At 72.8% G+C, this 22,987-nt stretch carries 20 protein-coding genes; 7 read left to right on the forward strand and 13 right to left on the reverse strand.

Translation table 11 applies throughout. The annotated features are described in order from the left end of the window. The first annotated feature begins 11 nt into the window (after positions 1-11). Positions 12-3,311, forward strand: a complete 3,300-nt coding sequence (locus tag ACFCZ1_RS17460) for a DUF4082 domain-containing protein (RefSeq protein ID WP_376679139.1) — start codon at positions 12-14, stop codon at positions 3,309-3,311. Further along, a complete protein-coding gene (locus ACFCZ1_RS17465; protein WP_376679140.1) occupies positions 3,308-4,357 on the forward strand; it encodes a glycosyltransferase in 1,050 nt (349 codons plus the stop codon). The genes ACFCZ1_RS17460 and ACFCZ1_RS17465 overlap by 4 nt, the downstream gene beginning before the upstream one ends. 17 nt (positions 4,358-4,374) lie before the next feature. Here ACFCZ1_RS17465 and ACFCZ1_RS17470 read toward each other — a convergent pair whose 3' ends face one another. Continuing rightward, positions 4,375-5,070 (reverse strand): hypothetical protein, encoded by a 696-nt coding sequence (locus tag ACFCZ1_RS17470; RefSeq protein WP_376679141.1) that lies wholly within the window; start codon positions 5,068-5,070, stop codon positions 4,375-4,377. Between the two features lie 80 nt (positions 5,071-5,150). Here ACFCZ1_RS17470 and ACFCZ1_RS17475 point away from each other — a divergent pair, with 80 nt between their 5' ends. Continuing rightward, a complete protein-coding gene (locus ACFCZ1_RS17475) occupies positions 5,151-7,175 on the forward strand; it encodes an O-antigen ligase family protein (protein ID WP_376679142.1) in 2,025 nt (674 codons plus the stop codon). Then, on the forward strand, positions 7,133-8,104 hold the full coding sequence (locus tag ACFCZ1_RS17480) for a glycosyltransferase (protein WP_376679143.1): 972 nt from the start codon (positions 7,133-7,135) through the stop codon (positions 8,102-8,104). The genes ACFCZ1_RS17475 and ACFCZ1_RS17480 overlap by 43 nt, the downstream gene beginning before the upstream one ends. Positions 8,105-8,119: 15 nt before the next feature. On the opposite strand, the gene ACFCZ1_RS17485 is transcribed toward ACFCZ1_RS17480, so the two are convergent. Further along, the gene (locus tag ACFCZ1_RS17485; protein ID WP_376679144.1) at positions 8,120-8,509 is read right to left on the reverse strand and encodes a nuclear transport factor 2 family protein; all 390 of its coding nucleotides are present in this window, start codon (positions 8,507-8,509) and stop codon (positions 8,120-8,122) included. Between ACFCZ1_RS17485 and ACFCZ1_RS17490 the strand changes: the two genes are divergently transcribed. Together ACFCZ1_RS17490 and ACFCZ1_RS17495 are read left to right on the forward strand one after the other, a co-directional pair. Continuing rightward, entirely contained in the window at positions 8,492-9,055 is a 564-nt protein-coding gene (locus tag ACFCZ1_RS17490) for an amidohydrolase family protein (RefSeq protein ID WP_376679145.1), read from the forward strand. The two genes, ACFCZ1_RS17485 and ACFCZ1_RS17490, sit on opposite strands and share 18 nt — an antisense overlap. A 54-nt stretch (positions 9,056-9,109) precedes the next feature. After that, a complete protein-coding gene (locus tag ACFCZ1_RS17495) occupies positions 9,110-9,577 on the forward strand; it encodes a cupin domain-containing protein (protein WP_376679146.1) in 468 nt (155 codons plus the stop codon). Here ACFCZ1_RS17495 and ACFCZ1_RS17500 read toward each other — a convergent pair. From ACFCZ1_RS17500 to ACFCZ1_RS17550, 11 genes are all read right to left on the reverse strand, one after another. Further along, positions 9,574-10,371 (reverse strand): glycosyltransferase family 2 protein, encoded by a 798-nt coding sequence (locus ACFCZ1_RS17500; protein WP_376679147.1) that lies wholly within the window; start codon positions 10,369-10,371, stop codon positions 9,574-9,576. The genes ACFCZ1_RS17495 and ACFCZ1_RS17500 overlap by 4 nt on opposite strands. A 50-nt stretch (positions 10,372-10,421) precedes the next feature. Beyond that, entirely contained in the window at positions 10,422-11,501 is a 1,080-nt protein-coding gene (locus ACFCZ1_RS17505; protein WP_376679148.1) for a hypothetical protein, read from the reverse strand. 6 nt (positions 11,502-11,507) lie between these two features. Next, entirely contained in the window at positions 11,508-12,959 is a 1,452-nt protein-coding gene (locus tag ACFCZ1_RS17510; protein WP_376679149.1) for an oligosaccharide flippase family protein, read from the reverse strand. Continuing rightward, positions 12,956-13,681, reverse strand: coding sequence for a chain length determinant protein (locus ACFCZ1_RS17515; protein ID WP_376679150.1), 726 nt, complete (start codon positions 13,679-13,681; stop codon positions 12,956-12,958). The genes ACFCZ1_RS17510 and ACFCZ1_RS17515 overlap by 4 nt, the downstream gene beginning before the upstream one ends. A gap of 25 nt (positions 13,682-13,706) precedes the next feature. Next, on the reverse strand, positions 13,707-14,825 hold the full coding sequence (wecB, locus tag ACFCZ1_RS17520; protein WP_376679151.1) for a non-hydrolyzing UDP-N-acetylglucosamine 2-epimerase: 1,119 nt from the start codon (positions 14,823-14,825) through the stop codon (positions 13,707-13,709). A 3-nt stretch (positions 14,826-14,828) separates the two neighbouring features. Further along, positions 14,829-16,085, reverse strand: a complete 1,257-nt coding sequence (locus ACFCZ1_RS17525; protein ID WP_376679152.1) for a nucleotide sugar dehydrogenase — start codon at positions 16,083-16,085, stop codon at positions 14,829-14,831. After that, on the reverse strand, positions 16,085-16,864 hold the full coding sequence (locus tag ACFCZ1_RS17530) for a WecB/TagA/CpsF family glycosyltransferase (protein WP_376679153.1): 780 nt from the start codon (positions 16,862-16,864) through the stop codon (positions 16,085-16,087). Before ACFCZ1_RS17530 ends, ACFCZ1_RS17525 begins: the two co-directional genes overlap by 1 nt. After that, on the reverse strand, positions 16,861-18,030 hold the full coding sequence (locus tag ACFCZ1_RS17535; protein ID WP_376679154.1) for a hypothetical protein: 1,170 nt from the start codon (positions 18,028-18,030) through the stop codon (positions 16,861-16,863). Before ACFCZ1_RS17535 ends, ACFCZ1_RS17530 begins: the two co-directional genes overlap by 4 nt. 430 nt (positions 18,031-18,460) lie before the next feature. Continuing rightward, a complete protein-coding gene (locus ACFCZ1_RS17540; RefSeq protein WP_376679155.1) occupies positions 18,461-19,060 on the reverse strand; it encodes a DapH/DapD/GlmU-related protein in 600 nt (199 codons plus the stop codon). Positions 19,061-19,222: 162 nt separating this feature from the next. After that, positions 19,223-20,218: an AIR synthase-related protein gene (locus ACFCZ1_RS17545; RefSeq protein ID WP_376679156.1), complete on the reverse strand. Its 996-nt coding sequence runs from the start codon at positions 20,216-20,218 to the stop codon at positions 19,223-19,225. 98 nt (positions 20,219-20,316) lie between these two features. After that, positions 20,317-21,726 carry an MFS transporter gene (locus ACFCZ1_RS17550; protein WP_376679157.1) on the reverse strand — a complete coding sequence of 470 codons (1,410 nt, stop codon included), beginning with the start codon at positions 21,724-21,726 and terminating at the stop codon, positions 20,317-20,319. Between the two features lie 253 nt (positions 21,727-21,979). Here ACFCZ1_RS17550 and ACFCZ1_RS17555 point away from each other — a divergent pair, with 253 nt between their 5' ends. Then, complete coding sequence (locus tag ACFCZ1_RS17555) at positions 21,980-22,987, forward strand: AfsA-related hotdog domain-containing protein (RefSeq protein WP_376679158.1); 1,008 nt, start codon at positions 21,980-21,982, stop codon at positions 22,985-22,987.

Consider the following 22,987-nt stretch of genomic DNA (forward strand, 5'->3'; position numbering starts at 1 on the left):
ATGAGGTCCAGATGAACAAACGGACAAGGTTGCTCCGTTACGGTCTCTTCACCGTGATCGCGGCCCTGATGGCAACGGTCCTGCCGCCGTCCACGGTGGCCGGTGCGGCCGACCCGTGCGGTCCCGGTACGAACGCGATCGTGTGCGAGAACTCCAAGCCGGGCACGCCGATGTCCGACTGGTTCGCACCCAGCGCGTACGGCGACATCAAGGGCTTCAGCGCCCAGATGAGCGTCCAGGCCGGCGAAACCGTGCAATTCAAGATCCAGTCGTCGACCCCCTACCGTGTCTCGGTCTACCGGCTGGGCCACTACGGGGGCAACGGGGCCCGCCTGCTGTCGACCGCGGCCCAGGCGGCCCAGACGTACCCGGCGAACTTCGCGCCCGGCGGGAACCCGCGCAGTTGCACCACCAAGCCGTCGACCGGCCTGGTCGACTGCGGGAACTGGCCCGTCACCGCGACGTGGACCGTGCCGGCCGACGCCGTCTCCGGTCTGTACGTGGCCAACTTCGACCAGGCGGACGGCAACGGGGTGATGCCCTACCCCTTCGTCGTCCGCAACGACTCCAGCCACTCCGACATCGTGGTGCAGACCAGCGACCAGACCTGGCAGGCGTACAACAACTACGGCGGCCAGGACCTGTACGACGGCGGGGGCCCCGCCCCCGACGGCCGGGCGTACGAGGTCAGCTACAACCGCCCGATGGACATCGGCGGCGAGAACGGAATCTACGGGTCCGAGTACCAGATGATCTCGTGGCTGGAACGCAACGGCTACGACGTGAGCTACATGTCCGGCATCGACATGTCGACGCGCGGCGCCACGCAGCTGCAGAATCACAAGGTCTTCATGTCGTCGGGGCACGACGAGTACTGGACCCAGGAGCAGTTCACGAACGCGCTGACCGCGCGCCGGGCCGGGGTGCACCAGACGTACTTCAGCGGCAACGAGGTCTTCTGGAAGACCCGCCTCGCGCCGAGCATCGACGGCACCTCCACCGCCGACCGGACGCTGGTCTGCTACAAGGAGACCAAGCTGTCCTTCCCCCAGCCGAACGGCGTCCCCGACCCGAGCGGGACCTGGACGGGCACCTTCATGGACCCGGCCAGCGGCACCAACGGGCGGACCTACCAGCCGCAGAACCAGCTGACCGGCAGCCTGTTCAGCGTCAACGGCTACCGCAGCGACGCGATCACCGTGCCGGGCTCCTTCGCGAAGATGCGGCTGTGGCGGAACACCACGGTCGCGAGCCTGACCCCGTCCCAGACGGCCACCTTCCCGTCCGGCACGCTCGGCTACGAGTGGGACAGCGACGTGGAGGACGGCTACCGGCCGGCCGGGCAGATCCAGATGTCGTCCACCACGGTGGACATCGACGACGGGAAGCTCCGGCTCGACTACGGCAACACGTACGGGAACGGCACGGCGACGCACAGCCTGGTCGCCTTCCGTGACCCGGTCTCGCACGCGCTCGTGTTCGGCGCGGGCACCGTGCAGTGGTCCTGGGGCCTGACCAACATGCCCACCGGCAACCCCGACGACGCGGTGGTCACCGAGGACAAGCGCATGCAGCAGGCCACCGTGAACGTCTTCGCCGACATGGGCGTCCAGCCCGGGTCCCTGCAGAGCGGCCTGGTCGCGGCGACCGCCTCCACGGACACGGCCGGCCCGGTCATCACGGTGACGAGCCCGGCGGCGAACGCCACCGTGCCGGCGCTGCGGCCCGTGACCATCACCGGCACGGCGGCCGACGGCGGCGGCGGCGTGGTGGCCCGGGTGGAGGTCTCCACCGACGGCGGGACCACCTGGAAGGCGGCTACGGGCATCGGGTCCTGGAGCTACAAGTGGACCCCGACGGCCCCGGGCTCCGTGCAGATCAAGGTGCGCGCGGTGGACGACAGCGTCAACATCGGCGCCACCACCACCGTGCCGCTGACCGTCGGCCCCCAGCAGTGCCCCTGCACCGTCTGGCCCGCCGCGGCCGTACCCGGCACCGTCAACGCCGGTGACGGCAGCGCCGTCGAACTCGGTGTGAAGATCCGCTCCTCGGCGGCCGGCTCGATCACCGGTGTCCGGTTCTACAAGTCCCCCGCCAACACCGGCACCCACACGGGCAGCCTGTGGAGCAGCTCCGGGCAGCGCCTGGCCACGGGCACCTTCACCAACGAGACGGCCTCCGGCTGGCAGCAGCTGAACTTCTCCTCCCCCGTGCCGGTCAAACCGAACACCACCTACATCGCCTCCTACTTCGCCCCTCACGGCGGCTACTCCTTCGACACCACCTTCGCCGCGGGTGACGCGGGGCTGGCCCCGCTCACGGCGCTGCGCAGCGGCACCGACGGCGGCAACGGCGTCTACCGCTACAGCGCCACCGGCGGATTCCCGTCCACGGCCTCGTCCGGCAGCAACTACTGGGTGGACGCGGTGCTGGACACCTCCACCGCGAGTACGACCCCGCCCGCGGTGAGCTCGACCTCGCCGCAGTCCGCGGCGACCGCCACCCCGATCACGGCGGTGCTGAAGGCCACCTTCAGCGAAGGCATCGACGCGGACTCGCTGGTGTTCACCCTGAAGGACCCGGGCGGCGCCGCCGTCCCGGGCACCAAGGTCCTCGACGCGGCGAACAGCGCCACCTTCACCCCGTCGTCCGAGCTGGCGCTGAGCACCACCTACACGGCGTCCGTCCAGGCCGCCGACCTGTGGGGCAACACCATGGCCGCGCCGTTCGCCTGGAACTTCACCACCAGCGCGAGCCCGCCCACGGTGAACTGCCCGTGCACCCTGTGGACCGCCGGAGCGACACCCAGCACCGCCAACGTGGGTGACGACACCAACTCCGTGGAACTGGGGTCCCGGTTCCAGTCCGCGGTCGACGGCTACATCACCGGCGTCACGTTCTACAAGGGCCCGGGCAACACCGGCACGCACACCGGCAGCCTGTGGTCCGCCACCGGCACGCTGCTGGCCACCGGCACCTTCGGCAGCGAGACCCTGTCCGGCTGGCAGCAGCTCCAATTCGCCACCCCCGTGCCGATCACCGCGGGCACCTCGTACGTGGCGTCCTACCACGCGCCGAACGGCAAGTACTCGGTGGACGGCGGCTACTTCACGGCGGCGCACCGCTCCTATCCGCTGGTCGCCCCGGCCGACGGCGGCGCCGGTGCCGGCAACGGCCTCTACAAGTACGGCTCCGCCACGGCGTTCCCCTCGAACACCTTCGGCTCGGTGAACTACTGGGTCGGACCGGTCTTCACCACCACCGCCCCGGCCGTGCAGGCGGCGGGCGGGACGGAGGTGGCCGGCCAGTGAGCACGGTCAGCGTGGTGATCCCCTGCTACAAGTACGGCCACTTCCTGGCCGACTGCGTCAAGAGCGTCCTGGACGAGCAGGAGGGCGTCGACGTCCGCGTCCTGATCATCGACGACGCCTCGCCCGACGACTCCGCGACCGTCGCGCGCGCCCTGGCGGCCGCCGACCCGCGGATCGAGGTACGGGTCCACGAGCGCAACCAGGGCCACATCGCCACCTACAACGAGGGCCTCCTGGAATGGGCCGACGGCGACTACGTCGCCCTGCTCTCGGCGGACGACCGACTGGTCCCCGGCGCCCTGGTGCGCGCCGCCGCCCTGCTCGACGCGCACCCGGAGGCGGGCTTCTGCTACGGCCGGCCGCTGCGCTTCCAGCACGGCGGACCACTGCCCGCGGCCCGTACGCGGAGCACCGGGTCGGTCGTCTACCCCGGACGGTGGTGGCTGGAGCGGCGCTTCCGGGAGGGCACCGGATGCATCACCTCACCCGAGGTGGTGGTCCGCACGAGTCTCCAGCGCAAGGTCGGGGGCTACGATCCGCAGCTCCCGCACGCCGGCGACATCGAGATGTGGATGCGGCTCGCGGCGCACGCCGACGTGGGGTACATCCGCGGGGCCGATCAGGCCTTCTACCGCGTCCACGGCGACAACATGTCCACCACGGACTTCGGTGGGCAGCTCGACGACCTGCGCCAGCGCCTCGTCGCCTTCGACTCCGTGCTGGAGAAGTGCGCCGGACTGCTCCCGGAGGCCGACCGGCTTTCGGTGGCGGCGCGCACCCGGCTCGCCCGCTACGCGCTGCGGCGCGCCTACCGCGCCTACGACCGGGGCCGGACCGCCGTGGTGCCGGTCGACGAGCTCGTCGAGTTCGCCGCCGAGTGCCTGCCGGGCGGCTACACCTCGCTCGGCGAGTACCGGGCGCTGGTGCGGCGTCGTCGCATCGGGGCGCGCGTCATGCCGTACCTCCAGCCGCTGGTCCTCTCGGCCGTCGCCGACCGGGGGCGCGAGTGGCTGTGGTGGCGGTCCTGGAAGCGCCGAGGGATCTGATGGGCCACCAGTCGTCTTCAGCGGGAGGCCGCGGCCATCGGCGCGGCCTCCCGGGCCTGGTTCCCGGGACCGGCGTCGGCGCTCTCGCGCCGGCGCCGGCGCCGGTCCCGGCGCAGCAGGGCCTGGTCGGTCCACAGGGCCGCCGCCGTTCCGCCGACCCCGGCCAGCAGCGCGACCCCGGCCAGGGCGCGGCTCTTGGTGCCGGTCTGGGCGACCGCCGTCGGCGGCACGAGGAGGTGCACGCTCATCAGCGAGGCGGCCGGGATCCCCTGCTGCGTCTGCATGTCGGACAGGTGCTTCGTGTAGACCTCGATGATCTTCCGTACGGCCGTGTCGGCCGCGGCGGGGTCGGACTGCTCCGCCTGGACCTGCAGCGAGGGGATCAGGTAGCGCGGGGTGACGCTGGTGCCGCTGTTCCGCGGGATGAGCCGGTACGTGCCGCCGACTCCCGCGGCCCTGAGCTCGGCCGCTCCGGCGGGGGAGTCCAGCTGGCGCACCGCCGCGTAGGAGACCGCGGCGAGCGGCGGCTGCAGGTTGGCGAGCTGGTTCGGCTGGCTGCCGGTCACCGGCGGCTTGAGCACGACGATCGCGGTGCTCAGATACGTCCGGGCAGGGTGCAGCAGCTGCTGGGCTCCGGCGGCCGCGAGCACCACCGCCACCAGCAGGACGTACCAGCGCCGGCGCAGCGCGCGGACCAACTCACCAGGCGACACAGGGATTCCTTCCGTCGTGATCGATCCTCGCAGGACGCGCAGGGGGCCGCCATCGAATCCCGTACCTCGTGGGGGTGTTCGTGAGCATTCGGGAGATAGGCGCGGTGCTGCGCCGCCGCTGGTACGTGATGCTGCCCCTGACGCTGCTCAGTCTGCTGGCCGGTCTGCACCTCTACCGGTCGGTGCCGGTCGCCTACCAGTCGCAGAGTTCGGTGGCGCTGCTCGACTCCACGGCGGCCTCCCAGCTGCCGCCCTCCTTCGGCAATCCCATCTCGAACGCCGGGGGTTCCCTGGTCGTGACCGCGGACGTGCTGATCAGGACGCTGTCGGGGGCGGACGCGGCGCGGGACCTGCACGGCCTCGGTGTGACGGACCCCTATACGGTCGGGTTCGCCGCGAACACCTCGGGCCCGCTGATCACGCTGACGGTCACGGGGACCGACCGTGCGAAGGTGCTGAGCGAGACCAGCAAGCTCACCGCCTTCGCCGGGGAACAGCTGCACGCGCTCCAGGCGGCGGCGAAGGTACAGCCCGCGTACTTCGTGCAGACCGCCCCGGTGGTACTGCCGCAGACTCCGGTGCCGCAGCTCAAGAGCCGCTACCAGCAAGTGCTGGGCGTCGTCATCCTCGGCACTGCCGCCGGATTCACGCTGTCCTTCGTGACGGAGAGCGTGATGGTGGCCCGGCGGCGCAGGCGGGCGGCGGCCGCCACCGAGCCCGCCGCGCCCGCCGCGGCGCCGAAGCGGCGCATCCACCGGGGGCTGCGGGCACTGAATCTGGACAGCAGCCGGCTGCTCACGGGATACCTGGCCCTGGCCTTCTTCATCCCCTCGAACCTGACCCTGCCGGGCATGGGCGGTGTGGGCACCCCGGCCAACGTGTTCGCGCTGCTGGGCCTGTTCTGGTACCTCGCGGCCTGGCTCACCGGGCGGATCCGGCCGGCCGCCGGCACCCGGCTGCCCAGGGTGGTGATGTGCCTGCTGGCCCTCGCGGTGCTGGCCTCGTACCTCGCGAACGCGACCCGCGCCAGCTCGCACAAGGAGCTCCTGGGGGCGGACCGGGGTCTGATCGGGCTGCTCGTCTGGGTGTCCCTGGTGGTGCTGGTCTCCGCGGGGATCCATGACCGTGGCCGCCTCGACGTGCTGCTGCGCCGGGCCGTCGTGATGGGATCGGTGGTGGCCGCCATCGGCTACTACGACTTCTTCACCGCGACGAACATCGCCGACCACATCAGCGTTCCGGGACTCAAGTCGAGCGTCGCGCAGATCACCACCCTGGACCGCGGGTCCTTCACCCGGCCCCGGTCCACCACGGCGCAGCCCCTGGAGTTCGGCGGGATGCTCGCCATCCTGCTGCCCTTCGCCGTGCAGCAGGCCTTCGATCCGGTACGGCGGCACCTGAGCCGGTGGCGCCGCTGGGGACCCGTCGCTCTGATGGGCGGCGCCCTGCCGCTGACGGTGTCGCGGACGTCCATCATCGGGGCGCTCATCGTCATCCTGGTGATGGTGCCGCGCTGGAAGCCGCAGCGGCGGTGGACGGCGATCGGCCTGCTGCTGGGCTCGGTGGCCTGTTTCAAGGTGGTGGTACCGGGCCTGATCGGCACCATCACCACCCTGTTCGGCTCGTTCCTGACGAACTCCGACAGCAGCACCCAGGCCCGTACCGTCAAATACAGCGCGATCCTGCCCTACCTCGGTGAACGCCCCCTGGCCGGAAGGGGTTTCGGGACCTTCATCCCCGAGCTCTACTTCTTCACCGACAACCAGTACATGCTGACGCTGGCGGAGATGGGGCTCCTGGGGCTGCTCGCGCTCCTGCTCCTCTTCCTCACCGGGATCCACCAGGGCGGCGCCATCCGCAGGCTGGCCCGCAGCGAGTCCGACCGGGAGCTCGGGCAGGCGTTCTTCGCGTCGGCGCTCGTCTCCCTGGTCATCAGCGCCACCTTCGACGCCCTCAGCTTCCCGATGTTCGCCGGGATGTTCTTCCTGACGATCGCCGCCGGAGGCAGTTACCTCGGCTTCATCCGGCGCGCGGCGCCGCAGCCCCCAACCGTGGAGTCCCCATGCCCTCCCCAAACCCAGACCGCCCGGATTCCGGTCCCGTAGCCGTCCTCGTCGTCACCTGGAACAGCGCCGGGGTGCTCCCGGAGTTCCTGGCCTCGCTGCCCGACGGGATGGCCGGGCTCGACTGGCGTCTGGTCGTCGCCGACAACGACTCGTCGGACGGCACCGTGGACCTGGTCCGCTCCCTGGCCCCGGACACGACGCTCGTCCAGACCGGCCGCAACGCCGGCTACGCGGCCGGGGTGAACGCCGCCCTCGCGGCCGCGGCCGCGTGGGAGGGCGGCTTCCGGGCGGCCCTGGTGTGCAATCCGGACGTCCGGATGCGCCGGGGCTGCGCCAAGGTACTCGTGGACGGGCTCGGCGCCGCGCCGGAGGGCGGGGACGGCCGGGACGGCCGGGTCGGGATCAGCGTCCCGCTGCTGTACGAGGAAGACGGCCGAACGCTCCTGCACTCGCTGCGCCGCGAGTCGCAGGTCACGCGCGCGCTCGGCGAGGCGGTGCTGGGCAATCGCCGGGCCGGGCGCTTCCCGCGCTGGAGCGAGCTGGTCACCGACCCTTCCGCGTACGAGCGGGCGACGGTCGCGGACTGGGCGACCGGCGCACTGATGGCCCTCTCCCGCGACTGCCTGGACGCTTGCGGGGCCTGGGACGAATCGTTCTTCTTGTACTCGGAGGAGACCGAGTACTGCCTGCGGGCCCGCGACCACGGCTTCGTCACCCGCCTGGAGCCCGCGGCGTCGGCCACCCATCTCGGCGGGGACTCGCAGGTGTCGCCGCACCTGTGGACCCTGCTGACGCTCAACCGGGTCCGGCTCTACGGGCGCCGCCACGGACCCGCCGCCACCGCCGCCTTCCGCGCGGCCGTCCTGCTGCGCGAGACCTCGCGGGCGGCCCTCGGCCGCCCGGCGAACCGCGCGGCCGCCCGCGCCCTGGCCACCCCTTCAGCGCTCCGCGCCACGCCGGGGCCGTGACACCCCCTGGGCGCCTCAAGGGGTGGGCGGACGGATTCCGGTGAGTTTGTCGGGGTTGGTGACCGAGAAGACGCCGCTGATCCGGTCCCCTTCGGGGGACAGGCCCACCACGACGATGGCGAGCGGACTGCCGTCGGCGAAGACGAGCACCCCGGGGTCGCCGGCCACCCGGCGGTAGCGGAGGTCGACGCCCGCCGCCGGCAGGGCGCGCGCAACGGCCATGAACACGGCAGCGACGCTGTCGCGGCCGTGGACGGGGTGGAGACTGACCGCGGGCCCCTTGCCGCCTCCGTCGGTCCAGAGCGTCACGTCGGGTGCGAGGAGTTCGAGGAGCGTCCGCAGGTCCCCGCCGAGCGCGGCCACGGCGAAGCGCTCGGTGACCCGGGCGTGCGGGTCGTCGCACACGCGGTCACCGCCGCCGACGTGGTCACCGCCCTCGACGCGGGGGTGGACGGGCTCGCCCATGTGTGGGCCGACCTCGCCCCGGAGGACCCGGCTTCCGGGCGCCTCGCCCGGCGCGTCCGCGAACAGGGCGTGTTCGTCGTGTCCACGCTCGCGTACTTCGAGGCGGTCGATGCCCAGGGGGCCGGCACGGCGGCCTGCCTGCCCCCCGGCCGGTACCCGGCCGCCGTCGGCGCGCTCCGCGCGCTGCGCGAGGCCGGCGTCCCGCTCCTCGCCGGAACCGACGCCACCCCGTTCACGCCCGCCCACGGCGCGGGTCTCCACCGTGAACTGGCGCTGCTCACGCAGGACGGCGGCCTGCGCCCTCAGGAGGCACTGACCGCCGCGACCGCCCTGCCGGCCCGCCACTTCGGCTTGGCCGACCGGGGCCGGATCGCCCCGGGCCTGCGCGCGGACCTGCTGCTCGTGGAGGGCGACCCCACGCACGAGCTCTCGGCCCTCGGCGCGATCGCCGCCGTCTGGCGGCGCGGGGTCCGGCAGACCCGCTGAGCCCGGGCCCCCGGCCGCCACCTTCGCTCACCGTTCCGGGAAAGGACCACACCCATGCCCCACGACCGCTTCGTCCTCCTCGATCAGGGAGAGGCCCGGCCGGGCCGAATCCCGCTGCCGCCCGCCTTCTCGGTGAAGGCGACCACGGGGGACACCGAAGGGCGCTTCTCCCTCCTCGAAGTGGTGCTGGCGCGGGAGATCCCGCGCCACACCCACCATGTCGCGGACGAGAGCGTGTACGTGCTCGACGGCGAGCTCCTCGTCGACGCCGGGGACCACTCCCACGCGCTGACCGCCGGACAGTTCGTGCTGCTCCCCCGCGGTGTACCGCACGCGCTGCGTCCCGGCGCCGGGCGGCCGCCGCGGGTGCTGCAGATCTCCTCGCCGGGTGGCTGGGAGTGCTTCGTCGAGGACATGATCGAGGCCGGGCCGAGGCTCACCCTCGACGGCCGGCTGGATCCGGCCCGGCTGAACCGGATCGCCGGGCGGCACGGCATCTCGTACGAGGAAACGGCGCCCTAAGGGCTGTCCCAACGGGTCCAGAAGCTGTCCGGGTTGACCAGGTAGCGGACGGTCGGGCGGGGCAGGTGGCGGACCTCGTGGTGGCGGCTGTAGCGGCGGACCAGTTCCCAGTCCTCGCGGGGCAGCACCTCGGGAGTGCGCCGCAGCCGGCTGAAGTACAGGGACCGGTTGCGGCGCGCGACGAAGGCGTTGGTGTCCAGGAAGGCCTCGTGGGCGGCGCGGCGGCGGTCGAAGGGCACCGACAGGACGTCCCGTTCGGTGCCGTCGGGCAGCACCCTGCGCAGTGCGGTGTACACGGCGTCGGGTCCGCCGGACGGCTCCAGGGCCGCCAGGGCCTGTTGCAGGTGGTCGGGCTCCCAGAGGTTGTCGTCGTCCAGGAAGGCCACGTACCGCGACCGGGTCAGCCGGATCCCCACGTTGCGCACGACTCCGGCGGTGGCCGTGTTGCGGGCCAGGGACACGGCGAAGAGGCGGGGGTCGTCGGGGAGTTCGGGCAGACCGGCGCCGTCGTCGACGACGACGACCACCTGGTCGGTCACGGTCTGGTCCAGCGCGGAGCGGACCGCCGCGCGCAGCGCCTCGGGGCGCCGGTGGGTGGCGATCACGGTGGCGACGAGGGCGGTGGGCGGCGGGCCGAGGAGGGCCGCGAGCCGGGTGGTCTCGGCGTCCTCGAAGCGGCGCAGCCGTACGGCGGAGGGGGCGCGGAGGAACTTGTTCCGGGCCTCGAAGAGCACCAGCCAGCCGAAGGTCCGCTTGAGCAGTTCCCAGGGGGCGCGCGCGATACGGCGTCGCATCGTGTCCTCTCGTCCTCTCGTCGTCCCGGTCGTCCCGGTCGTCGCTGTCGTCAGGAAGCGGGGCCAGGGGTGACGGGTCTGCCGTCGGTCATGCGGTTGCCCCGCCACACGTTCCCGGCGCCGCCCTCGTTCCAGGCGGTGACCGGGCCGTAGGCGCCGCTGCCCGGGTGGTACTCGGTGGAGAAGACGTTGTCCGTGACCTGGATGCCGGTGGCGCCCGGCCCGCCGCCGTAGAGGGCGTACGCTCCCCCGGCCAGCCAGTTGCCGTCGACCACGACCGAGGAGACGACCCCGGTGTCGGCGAACAGGCCGACGGCCGCGGTGGCCCCCTTGTCCACCGGGGTGGCGTTCAGCAGGGTGTTGTGGCGGACGGTCAGCCGGCCCTTGTTGCCGCCTCCGCTGATGACGGCGTCGGTGTGCTGCCATTCGCCGCCCTGGTTGCGGAAGGCGACGAGGTCGTGGACGTAGTTGTCGTGCAGGTTCCCCTGGCCCATGGAGAGGGCGTTGCCGAAGACCGAGATGTCGCACCAGCCGACCTCGATGGAGCTGCCGCCCATGTTCGAGACCGCGTAGTTCACGCCGCCGTTGTCGGGGCCCTTGCCCGGTACGGCGGTGATCGTGGTGTGCAGGACCTTCAGTCCGCTGAAACCGGGGCGCAGGTTGATCCCCCACCAGTTGGTCGAGGTGATCCTGCTGTCGACGACGGTGACGTCGTTGGCGTAGACGTCGAGCGAACCGTTGATGTCCCAGCCGCTGATGACCATGCCGTCGGTCTTGACCGACATGTTCCCCGTGTCGTGCCGCTTGAGCGCGATCCGCGGGCCGGTGGTCCGTGCGTCGGGGTACCCGCAGGCGCCCGGCGAGGCGCATGCCGCCGGGGAAGGTGCGCCGGTGGTGGCCGGAGGATCGGCGGTGCCCGAGGCGGTCGGCGGACCGGGCGTGCCCGTGGCGGAGGGCGTCCCGGAGGGCGTGGCGGACGGAGCGGCGGACGGTGCGGCGGACGGCGGGAGCGGCGGCGCGGCCGGGGGTTCGCTCACGCCGGTGCGGTCGGCCCGGTACAGGGCCAGTGCGACGGCCAGTACCACTCCGGCGAGCAGCCACGCCCGCAGGCGCCTTCGGCGGTGTGTCACGGATGCCTACCCTCGGAGTGACGCGCGGCTGGGCAGGACGCACACGGCGTAGCACAGGGTGCCGGCGGCTCCGGTCGCCAGGAGCGCGAGTACCCCGTCGCCGAGGTACCGCTCCAGGCCGAGGACCACCACGGTCATCACCGCGCCGCCGAGCAGGGGCCAGGCGCAGGCCCGTGCAACCGTGCCCAGGCCGATGCCGCCCCGGTGCAGTGCGAGGAGGAACACCGGCACCACCACGGCTCCGGCGACCAGGACGTGGCCCTGGGCCACCCCCACGATCCCGCCGGTGCGGGCGCCGACGACCAGGGCCGGGATCAGGACGAGGAGCCAGAGTCCCTGGACCCCGATGAGCGAGCGGCGCCGTCCGACGGCCACCAGGCAGTCGTAGGCGAGTTCGCAGCCGATGCGGACGAGGCCGAGGGCCATCAGCCAGGGCAGCGCGCTGGCCGCGGGCAGCCAGCGCTCGCCGTAGACCAGTGCCACGACCGGTCCGGCGAGGGCGGCCAGCAGGACGCAGAGCGGGACGGTGGCCGTCATCACGACCCCGAGGGCACGGCCGAATCCGGCGGCCAGCGCCCCCGGTGTCCCGGCCAGCCGGGAGAACCCGGCGAAGGAGACGCGGCGGGCCGCCTCGGAGATGATCCGTACGGGCCAGCCGGAGATGTTGAAGGCGAGCACGTAGAAGCCCAGGGCCAGCGGGTCCAGGGCCGAGCCGACCACCATGGTGTCCACGTTGACGACGCCGAGGGCGAGCATGCTGGCCCCGGCGAGGGGCAGCCCGAACCGGAGCAGTGCCCGGGCCTGCTCCCGGTCCCAGCCGAACCTCAGGGTGCCGGGCGCCGCGAGGCAGCAGCCGATGAGCGCGGCCACGTTGCCCGCCACGGAGCCCCAGGCGAAGCTCATCGCGCCCCAGCCCTGAACGGCCAGCAGCAGGGTCACCGCGGTGCTGAGGACGAAATTGAGCGCGTCGACGGCCATCCGCCGGCCCTGTGCGAACTCCCGGGTGAGGAAGCCGGCGGGCACTTGGGACAGGCCGTCGAGGACCACGCACAGGCACATCACGCGCAGTACGCCGGAGGCCTCGGGCGAGCCGAGCACCTCGGCCACCGTGGGGGCCGCCGCGAACAGGGCCGCGTAGAGCAGGCAGCTGGAGGCCGCGCTGAGGGTGAGGACGGTCGGGGCGAAGCGGCGAGGGTCGCCCTCCCAGCGGACGATCGCCAGCGAGACGCCGAGTTCGTTCGCGGAGAGCAGCACCAGGAGCACCGTCTGGGCGATCCCGTACACGCCCCAGGCCTCGGGTCCGAGGAAGAAGCGGGCCAGGACGATGCCGGTCGCGAAGTTGCCGAGGCGCATCACGACCGTGTTGACCAGACTCCACCGGGCGGCGGAACCGACCTTGCGGCCCAGCGACGACGGTGCCTGGGCGGTCTGCGGGCCGGCGGCCGCGGAGCCGCTCACGGTGACCCTGCGACGGCCGCCGCGGCCGGCTCGCCGGCCGGGTGGGCCTCCGGGTGGGCAGCCGGTTCGGCAGCCGGTTGAGCAGCCGGTTCGGCGGCCTCGCCCGCGGGCCGGTGCCTGCCGGGCGTCCGGCGCCGGGCCTCCACGAAGAAGGCGGCCACCAGGCTGAGGACGAAGCCCAGGACGCCTGCCATGACGAGGTACTGGAGCCTGGTCTTGGTCTGCGCCTCCGGCTTCTGCGGCGGCACGATCGTCGCCATCCGGATCATGGCCTCCGGTGTCACCGACTGCTGGGTCTGGAACTCGGTCAGCCGCTTCTCCGCGTAGGCGGTGAAGATCTCGTCCGACTTCAGTACGGCGGCCGGGTCGGTCCCGGTCACGCTCAGCCACATGAAGGGCCCCTGGGCGTTGTCGGCGATCTTGGCCTCGTGCTTGCCGGTGATGCCCAGGGACTTGAGGTCGGCGACGGAATCGTCGGAGTTGAGGTTGCGGGCCAGGCCGTCGGCCATTCCGGTGAGCGAGGCCTGGGTGCTCAGGAAGGGGTTGCCGTCGAAGGCCACCGTGGCCTTCTTCGAGTTCAGCAGCGTCACGGTGCTCTGCGACACGTACTCCACCGGGACCAGCAGGTACACGGCGGCGTTGAGTGCCGCCGTGAGCAGCAGTCCGGGCAGCAGCACGTACCAGCGCCTGCGCATGACCCGCCAGATCTCGGCGAGGTCCATGGTCTTCCCCCTCTTGTCACTACGGTTACTGCGGGACGAGGTCGGTGGGTCTGGGCCGGGTCCGCGCGGTCCCGCCGTCCAGCAGGACCGCGGCGATGCGCTCGCTCGCCCGGCCGTCCCAGAGCTCGGGGCAGCGGGCGGCGGGCGGATCGTCGAGCACCCGGTTCACCGTGGCCACGATGCGCTCCGGATCAGTGCCCGCCAGTACGTTCGTGCCCTGCGACACGGTGACGGGCCGCTCGGTGTTCTCCCGCAGCGTCACGCAGGGCACGCCCAGCGCGGTGGTCTCCTCCTGGATCCCGCCCGAGTCGGTGAGCACCAGGCGGGCGGAGTCCTGCAGGGCGATGAAGTCGAGGTATCCGGCGGCCGGAACCAGCTGGATGCCGCCCGGCACGCCGAGTTCGGCCAGTCGCCCGGCGGCCCGCGGGTGCACGGGCAGCAGCAACGGGCAGCGGGCCGCGATCTCGCCCAGCGCCTTCAGCAGGCCGCCGAGGGCCGCGGGGTCGTCCACGTTGGCCGGGCGGTGCAGGGTGACCAGGCCGTATCCGCCCCGGGTCAGCCCGTACCGGTCCAGGACGTCGGACTGCCGGGCCCGGTCCAGGTTGGCGAGGAGGGTGTCGATCATGACGTTGCCGACGACGTGGATCTGGTCGTCCCGGTAGCCCTCCGCCCGCAGGTTCGCGGCGGCGTCGGACGAAGGGGCCAGCAGGTAGTCGCTGACCCGGTCGGTGGCGACGCGGTTGACCTCCTCGGGCATGCTCCAGTCACGGCTGCGCAGGCCCGCCTCCACGTGGGCCAGCAGCGGGCCGGCCTTCGCGGTCACCAGGGCGCAGGCGAGCGTGGAGTTGATGTCGCCGACCACCACCACCGCGTCCGGGGCCACCTCGTCGAGCAGCGGCTCGAAGGCGGCCATCACCCGCCCGGTCTGCTGGGCGTGGGTGCCGGAACCGGCGCCCAGGTAGCGGTCGGGGGTGCGGATGCCCAGATCGCGGAAGAACACGTCGTTCATGGACTCGTCGTAGTGCTGGCCGGTGTGGACGAGGACCACCTCGGCGCCGCGGCGCTCCAGTGCGTCCATCACCGGTTTGATCTTCATGTAGTTGGGCCGCGCTCCGGCGACGCACACGATCTTCGCCACGGTCATGGTTCAGAGCACCTCCACGGTCGGTCCGGACACCCGGTTGCGGCAGTCGAGGACGAAGGAGGCGTGCTCGGTGATCATCCCGTAGTCGAAGGAGTCGTGGTCGGTGAGCAGGACGACCACGTCGGCCGCCGCGAGTTCCTTGCGGGTCGGCTCGACCCGCACGAGGCGGGCGTCGACCTTGACGCTCTCCACCACGTGGGGGTCGGCCGCGCGCACCTTGGCCCCCATGTCGAGGAGCAGCTGGGAGACGCGCACGGCGGGCGACTCCCGGGCGTCGCCGGTGTTCTTCTTGTACGCCAGCCCGAGGAGCAGGACCTTGGAGCCGTTGACCGAGCGGCGTTTGGCGTTGAGCGCGTCGATCACGCGGCGCGTCACGTACTCGGGCATGTGGTTGTTGATGTCGTTGGCGAGTTCGACGAAGCGGAAGTTCTGGCCGAGTTCGCGCTGCACCCGCCAGTTCAGGTACGAGGGGTCGATCGGCAGGCAGTGGCCGCCGACGCCCGGGCCCGGGGTGAACTTCATGAAGCCGAAGGGCTTGCTGGAGGCGGCCTCGATGGACTGCCAGACGTCGATGTCGAGGTGGCGGGCGAACATGGCGATCTCGTTGACGAGCGCGATGTTCACGTGCCGGAAGGTGTTCTCCAGCAGCTTGGCCAGCTCGGCCTCCTTGGGCGAGCGCACCGGCACGGTGGTGTCGACGAGTTGCCCGTAGAAGGCCTCGACGGCCTTCAGGGAGCGGGCGTCGACGCCGGAGACCACCTTGGGGGTCTGCTGGAAGCCCCAGACGGTGTTGCCGGGGTCGATGCGCTCGGGGCTGTAACCGAGGTGGAAGTCCTCGCCCGCGGTGAGCCCGGAGCCGTCCTCCAGGATCGGCGCGAACAGCTCCTCGGTGGTGCCCGGGTAGGTGGTGGACTCCAGGACCACGGTCGCGCCCGGGCGCAGGAAGCGGGCCAGGGTGTGCGCCGACTCCTCGATGTACCGCAGGTCGGGCGCCCCGTCCTGCAGCGGGGTCGGGACGGTGACGACGGCGACGTCGAAACCGCCGCAGTCCCGGGCGAGTTCACTGGGCCGGTAGGTGCCGAGCGCCAGTGCCCGGGTCAGCCGCTCGGAGGAGACGTCCTCCACGTACGACTCGCCGGCGGCGAGGCTCTTGACCCGCCGCGCGTCCACGTCGTACCCGATCACCTGGTGTCCGACCTCGGCGGCCCTGATGGCCAGCGGCAGGCCGACGTATCCCTGTCCCACGACGACGACGCGCATCAGTGACTCCTGTTCGCGGAAAGGGCGGGTGACGGTGTGCGACGGATGAGTTCCCGGACCGTCATGAGGAGGAAGGCGGCATTGGTGGTGAGGTAGCGCTTGCCGAGGCGGCGCGGCTCCTGGAGGGTGCGGTAGAACCATTCGAGTCCCATCCGCTGCCAGACCAGCGGGGCCCGCTTGGTGATGCCGGCGAGGATGTCGAAGGAGCCGCCGACGCCGTGCACGACGTGGGCGCCGGTCTGTTTGCCGTAGCCGGCGGTGAAGATCTCCTTCTTGGGTGAGGTCATGCCGAGGAACAGCAGCCGGGCGCCGCTGGCCGCGACGGCGTCGGCGACCGCCTCCTGGTCGGAGTCGTCGAAGTAGCCGTTCCGGCTGCCCGCCACCCGCAGTTCCGGGAAGCGTGCGGAGATCTGGCGGAGCATCAGCTCCAGGACGCGCTGTTCGGCGCCGAGCAGGTACACGGGAATGTCCGCGGTCTCGGCCGCGGCGAGCAGGCGCATGAACAGGTCGATGCCCGCGACGCGTTCCGGCAGCCGCACGCCGAGCAGGCGCCCGGCCCAGACGACCGCCTGGCCGTCGGCCAGGACCAGGTCGCAGCCCGCGACCGCCGCCGCGAGGCGGGGGTCGCGCCGCATGTTGACCAGCTTCGCGGCGTTGACCATGCCGATCTCGATCTGTTCGCCGCGCCGTACCGCCTCCAGGCAGCGCTGCACGGTCTCGTCCATGGTCAGGGCGTCGAGTGCGATCCCGAAGAGGGACGGCCTGTGGGTCCGGTTCATCTCGGCAGCCCCCCGAGCCAGGCGAACAGCATCCAGCCGAACTCGTACGGGCGGCACTCGCGGTCCACCGAGGCCGGGCGGAAGAGCCGGTCCAGGGGTGCGAGCCGGGCGTGCGGCGCCACCCGGGTGGTGAGTCCGCGGGCGGCGCGGACGGCCTTCTTCGGGTCGCCGCGGTAGACCTTGCGCCAGGTGACGTCGAAGTCGTCGCGGATCATGGGCTCGCGCGGGGTCCCGGTGGGCCCGGCGAGCTCGGGCACCTCGGTCATCCAGCGCAGGCCGCGGCGGATCTCGGCGCCGAAGTCGGTGCCGCCCGCGTCGGCCAGGTCGAGGAGGGCGGTCGGGGCCATGGCGTGCTGGTGGACGCTGTAGACGGGGTAGCCCTCGACCACGCCGCCGTGGCGGGCGTCGTAGTGCCACCACCACTGTCCGCCGTCGCCCTGGAGGGCGCAGATGCGGGCGGCGCACGCGTCGGCGGCCGTGAGGGCCTCGGGGTCGCCGCCGCTCGCGTGCAGCCGGGCCAGCGCCTGGAGCGGATAGGTCTGGTCGGCGAAGCAGGCCACGTGGGACCGGTATCCGGGTACCAGCCCGGGCCCCGTGGCGTGCGGGAACAGCGGGCTGTCGGCGGCCTTCGCCGCCAGCAGCCGGTCGCGGGCGGCCGCGAGGCGGTCCTCGACGTCCACCGCGGCGCGGGCCGCCACGAGGGCGGAGAGCACCCAGGCGGCCTCGACGGTGTACTGCGGGCGCCCGGGTACGTCGAGTGCGGCGACCCGTTCGAGGGCGTCGGACAGCTTGGGGTGGCCGGTCTCGGCGGCGGCCCAGGCGATGAGCGCCGCGTCACCGAGGTTCGTCACCCCGGGGAGCCGTTCCACCAGCAGCCCCGCGAACTGCTCGGCGGTGAGCCCGCCGAACAGGGCGCGCTGGCGGTCCTCGGGCAGGAACCGGGCGCCCAGCGCGGTGATGGCCGCGTACCGGGTGCTGGTCCCCCGCGGTTCCAGGCGGCGGGTGCCGTCGGGTGCGGCGGTCCCCACCAGGGTGAACACGAAGTTCTCTTCGCCCGGCAGGTACATCGCGGGCAGTCCCGCCTCGGCCAGCGCGAGCAGCCGCTCGGCGAGGGCGTGCAGCGGCAGGTCCTCGCGGGCCAGTGCTTCTAATCGTGCTGCGGTCATCGGGTCCCCACCCCGACTCCCCGGGTGCTGCGCGCACCCCGTATGTCCGAGCTGTTCGGCTCCAACACACCTACCCCCTCTGATCGCTCCTCGGACGGACCTGGCGGTCGTCACTCCGCGGAGGGGAATCGCGCATGACGGCGCACGTGCCGCCGGTGAATCCCCACCGATGGCACGAGCCGTCCGACGGCTGCGTCTGGACCCCCCAGCGATGCCGTCGGACTGGGGCGCGCGTGAACGGCAGCCGCCGCAGGCGCGGTGGAACCGCGCCGCCGGCGTACTGCCCGCGGTGCCCTCGTCGTGTACAACCCCCCACTGAGCCAAGCCTGTTGCCTGCTCAGATCCCGTGTGCAGGGACACGGTATGCCGACGGTTGTGCGTTGTTTGTGGTTTTGACGAAATGCCGAAGCCCTAAATTGCCGACATTGCGTCAGATGCGCTCGGCGAGCCTGCCGTCCTTCTCGTCGTGCAGCGCGCCGGTGCGCGGGCACTCCCACACGCCCGGCTCGTCCTCGCGCTCCACCAGGCGGACCCCGGCCCGGCCCACCCAGCCGATCCGCCGGGCCGGCACCCCCGCCACGAGGGCGAAGTCCGGTACGTCCCGGGACACCACCGCGCCGGCCGCGACCAGCGCCCAGCGCCCGACGCGCACCCCGGCCACGCAGACCGAGCGGGCGCCCAGGGACGCCCCCTCGGCCACCACGACCCCGGCGGCCTCCCAGTCGCCGCCGCGCTTGAGCCGGCCGTCGGGGTCGACCGCCCGCGGGTAGAAGTCGTTGGTGAGCACCACCGCCGGCCCGATGAACACCCCGTCGCCGAGTTCGGCGGGCTCGTAGACGAGCGCGTGGTTCTGGAGCTTGACGTTGTGGCCGATCCGCACGCCCGGCCCGACGTACGCCCCGCGCCCCACGATGCAGCCGCGCCCGAGCCGGGCATCTTCGCGTATCTGCGCCAGGTCCCAGACGACGGTCCCCTCGCCGAGTTCGGCGGTCTCGTCGACCTGGGAGGAGGGTTGGATGCGGACACTCACGGGGCGGTCCCCTTACGGCTCGCGAGGCGTTCGGACGCGCGTGCGCACGGACGTCCGTGCGTCCGTGCGTGCGGTCCGAGCATATGCCGCCGCGGGGTCGCTCATACGTGGATCAACCGACTGTTCACGCAACGGACTTGGCCGGCCCCGAGACCCGCGCGTTCACAGGAGGCGTTCGGGGACCGTGCCCGCGGGGACCGTGCGGAAGTGGAGGCGGCCGTCCGGGGTGCGGAACTCCACCTCGCCCAGCGGGTCGGCGGTGACCTCGCCGACCACGGTCGCGTGGCGGCCGTAGGGGTGGGCGCGCAGCGCGGTCAGGACCTGGGAGGTGCGTTCCGGGGCGACGAACAGGCACAGGCACCCGGCGCAGGCCGCGTCCAGGGGGGCGAGGCCGCGGGTGCCGAGGGCCACGCGGGCCTCGTACCGGACGGGCAGGGCCGCCTCCTCGACCCGCAGGGTCAGGCCACGGTCCGCGGCGCACCGGCGCAGAACCTCCGCCAGGCCGCCGGCGACCACCGTCCGGGCGTGGCGGATGTCGGGGCCCACCGCGCGCAGCAGGCCTCCCAGGGGGGCGCAGTCGCTGGGTACGTGGTGTTCGTAGCCGAGCCCGTCGCGCAGCGAGACCAGGTGGGCGGCGTGGCTGCCCAGGCGGCCGGTCACCACGATGCGGTCGCCGGGCCGGACCGAGCCGAGGTCCAGGGGCGGGCCGCTCAGCGCGCCGAACGCGGTGGCGGTGACGAAGACCCGGTCGGCCTCGCCCGCGCGGACGACCTGGGTGTCCACCGCGGCGATGGCGACCCGGGCCTCGGCGGCCGCGCCGCGTACGGAGGCGGTGAGCCTGCGCACCAGGTCCAGCGGCAGCCCGGCCTCCAGGACGATGCCGAGGGCGATGTGGCGGACCTCGGCTCCGGTGGCGGCCAGTTCGTTGACGGCTCCGCAGACGGCGACCCGGCCGATGTCCCCGTTGCCGAAGAAGGGCGGGTCGACGACGTACGTACCGGACCGGACAACGACGGCGGGGTCGCGGCCGGGGTCGGGGACGGCGCGGCCGGGGCCCGGGCCCGGACCCGGACCCGGGACGAGCGATTCCTCGATCAGGGCCCGTACCCCCGGGCCGAAACCGACTTGGCCGGTGTCCCACTCCTGTGCGTACGTCACGAAAGCATCCCCCGAAGCCCGCGAGTCATGATCGTCCCATCATCCTGCGCGGACCGTGCCCCGCATACCCGTGTCGTTGCACCCCGGCTGATGAGGGGTCAGTAGGGGCGGTCCGTGCGGTCGTAGCCGCGCAGCAGGAGGACGGCCAGCGCCGTGGCCAGGGCCGGGACGAGCGCGAAGCCGGCGAGCATGCCGAGTTCGGCGGTCGGGGTCTGCTCGGCGGCCCGGCCCGTGCCGGAGGAGACGTAGCCGCAGAGCTGGAGCACCAGGCCGTAGAGGAAGGGGCCGAGCGCGACCCCCAGCCCCTCGCCGGTGCTGAACAGGCCGGACAGGACGCCCGCTTGGCGGCGTTCGGTACGGGCGGCGTCCTTGGCGATGCGCTCCGGCAGCATGGCGTACAGGAAGAGCAGCTGGCCCGCGTGGCCGGTGCCGGCCAGCGCCATGGTGAGCAGTACGGCGCCTTCGGGCAGTACGGGGGCGGCGAGGAAGAGCAGGCAGCCGGCGGCGAACAGGGCGGAGGCGACGGTGTATCCGTGGCGGCCGGCGCGCAGCCGCGACCAGAGCGGCACGGTCAGGAGGTTGGGCGCGACGAACGCGGCGACGAGCGCGCCGACCCCGGAGGAGTCGCGCAGGACGTGCTCGGCGAAGTACGGCGCGCCCGCGAGCAGGACGCCGGTCGCGACGGACTGGACGATCACGCACCGCAGCAGCGCCATGAAGGGCGGGTTGCCGCGGGCGGCGGCGAACTGGCGGCGCAGGCTCGGCTCGCTCTCCGGGACGCGGGAGCCGACGCGTCCGCCCCCGCCCCCGCCCCCGCCCCCGCTCCCGCTCCCGCCGGAGGTTCCGGTGAAGACCCAGACCGTGCCGAGGGCGATGACCAGGCCGCCGAACACCCCTACCCACCGGTGTCCGGCGAGCCCGCCGCCCCCGGCGTCGATGAGGGCGGGCCCGGCCGCGCCGGTGACCAGCGCGGCCACTGCGATGACGGCGACCCTCCCGCCGACCAGGCGCACGCGGTCCTGGTGCCGGTCGGTGAGTTCGGCGGGCATGGCGACGTACGGCACCAGGAAGAAGGCGAACGCGGTCGCGGTGAGCAGGTATCCGCCCGCGGTGAGCCAGGCGCCCCCGGTGCCCGGCAGCAGGCCGGCGAAGGTCAGCGCGAAGGCCAGGGCCGTCGCGAGCCCGCCGCACAGGACGTACGGGCGGCGCGCGCCCCAGCGGGTACGGGTGCGGTCGCTGGCCCGGCCGACCAGCGGGTTGAGGACGGCGTCCCAGGCCTTGGGTACGAACACGATCGCGCCGGCCAGTGCGGCGCCCACCCCCAGGGTGTCCGTGAGGTACGGGAGCAGCAGCAGGCCGGGGAGGGTGGTGAACGTGCCCGTGACGAGGGATCCCGAGGCGTAGCCGAGGCGGAGCCGGGCCGACAGGCGCGCCGGGCCGGCTCCTGCCACGGAATCCGCCGCCGGCGCCTCCACCGGCCGCACGGCGTCGGTACCTGTGGTGGTCATCGGGGGCTCCCTTCCGGGATCGTCGACTGGGCGCGGAGCAGGGCCCCGCCCGGGGAGGTGGGGGAACGTCCCGGGGGCGGGGCTCTCGTACGGCAGGGTCCGCCCTGCCCCTTGGACGCCGCTAAAGCCCACAACCACGGAGGGGGCCGAAGCGGAACGCATGAGTTCCTGCCATGCACTTTCCTGCCAACGGCACCGGCTGGCTGGCCGCTCGACCACCGCTCCACCATGACGCGAGAGTTAGGAGAGGGACATGACAGTCGACAACAGCACGACCTCGCCCCCCGCCGTACACGACCGTGCGGGGGCCGCGGCGGCCCAGCACCTGATCCACCGTCCGCCCTCGCGGGCCCACTACGGTCTCGACGTCCCCAGCCTCGGCGAGGAGAACTTCACCCTGGTCGGCGCGACCCCCGTCGCCCACCCGCTCTTCAACGACGGTCCGGGCCACTTCCACGACCTGCAGATCGCGACCGAGACCATGCGCGAGATCGGCGAGTTCGTCGGCCACCGCTACTTCGGCGTGCCGCAGGACCGCCCCGGTCTGTTCTACCGCTTCACTCTCGACCTCACCGACCTCTCCGCCTGGCGTACGGACGGGGCCCCCGCCGGCCCCGTACCCATGGAGACCCACATCCGAGCACGCCCCGCGAACGTGGTGGACGAGGTACCGCGCGGACTCGACTTCCACCTGCAGGTGGTGATCGACGGCCGCCCGTGCGCGACGGGCGCCGCCGGTCTGGTCTTCCTCATGCCGAAGCTCTATCGCAGGCACCTGGAGCACTCCCGGCAGGCGCTGCGTGCCGCGCCCGAGCTCGACGACGCGCCGGACGGCCCGCTGCGGCCGGCCGACCCCGCCGAGACCGGCCGCTACGCCCCCGAGAACACCGTGATCAGCGAACCGACCGACGCGGCGCGCGGCCGGATCAGCACCTGGCTGCTCTCCCGGGAGATCAGTCCCGTGTTCGCGGGCGAGGACGGGCAGCTCTCCGGGCTGCACCTGATGGAGGCACTGCGCCAGACGTCGCTGCTCGCCGCGGGCCGGGCGCACGGACTGAACCCGGCGCGCAGCGCGATCGGCGCCTGCCAGGTGCACTTCCGCGGGCAGGCGGACCTCGATCTGCCGCTGCGCTGCGTGGCGGTGGCCGGGCCGCTGGGGCACGACGCCGCCGGGCGGCCCTCCGTACCGGTCACGCTCACCCTGACGCAGCGCCGCCGGGCGGTCGCCGAGGCCCGCACCTCCGTCGTCCAGGACTACTGA

The sequence above is a fragment of the Streptomyces sp. NPDC056224 genome (genome assembly GCF_042267665.1).
Classification (GTDB): domain Bacteria; phylum Actinomycetota; class Actinomycetes; order Streptomycetales; family Streptomycetaceae; genus Streptomyces.

Excerpts from the sequence above, each read along its gene's own strand:
- ACFCZ1_RS17535 (WP_376679154.1), bottom strand. The coding sequence starts at position 18,030 with ATGACCGCAGCACGATTAGAAGCACTGGCCCGCGAGGACCTGCCGCTG.
- ACFCZ1_RS17480 (WP_376679143.1), top strand. The coding sequence starts at position 7,133 with ATGCCCTCCCCAAACCCAGACCGCCCGGATTCCGGTCCCGTAGCCGTC.
- ACFCZ1_RS17515 (WP_376679150.1), bottom strand. The coding sequence starts at position 13,681 with ATGGACCTCGCCGAGATCTGGCGGGTCATGCGCAGGCGCTGGTACGTG.
- ACFCZ1_RS17460 (WP_376679139.1), top strand. The coding sequence starts at position 12 with ATGAACAAACGGACAAGGTTGCTCCGTTACGGTCTCTTCACCGTGATC.
- ACFCZ1_RS17525 (WP_376679152.1), bottom strand. The coding sequence starts at position 16,085 with ATGCGCGTCGTCGTCGTGGGACAGGGATACGTCGGCCTGCCGCTGGCC.
- ACFCZ1_RS17550 (WP_376679157.1), bottom strand. The coding sequence starts at position 21,726 with ATGACCACCACAGGTACCGACGCCGTGCGGCCGGTGGAGGCGCCGGCG.
- ACFCZ1_RS17530 (WP_376679153.1), bottom strand. The coding sequence starts at position 16,864 with ATGAACCGGACCCACAGGCCGTCCCTCTTCGGGATCGCACTCGACGCC.
- ACFCZ1_RS17500 (WP_376679147.1), bottom strand. The coding sequence starts at position 10,371 with ATGCGACGCCGTATCGCGCGCGCCCCCTGGGAACTGCTCAAGCGGACC.
- wecB (WP_376679151.1), bottom strand. The coding sequence starts at position 14,825 with ATGACCGTGGCGAAGATCGTGTGCGTCGCCGGAGCGCGGCCCAACTAC.
- ACFCZ1_RS17555 (WP_376679158.1), top strand. The coding sequence starts at position 21,980 with ATGACAGTCGACAACAGCACGACCTCGCCCCCCGCCGTACACGACCGT.
- ACFCZ1_RS17495 (WP_376679146.1), top strand. The coding sequence starts at position 9,110 with ATGCCCCACGACCGCTTCGTCCTCCTCGATCAGGGAGAGGCCCGGCCG.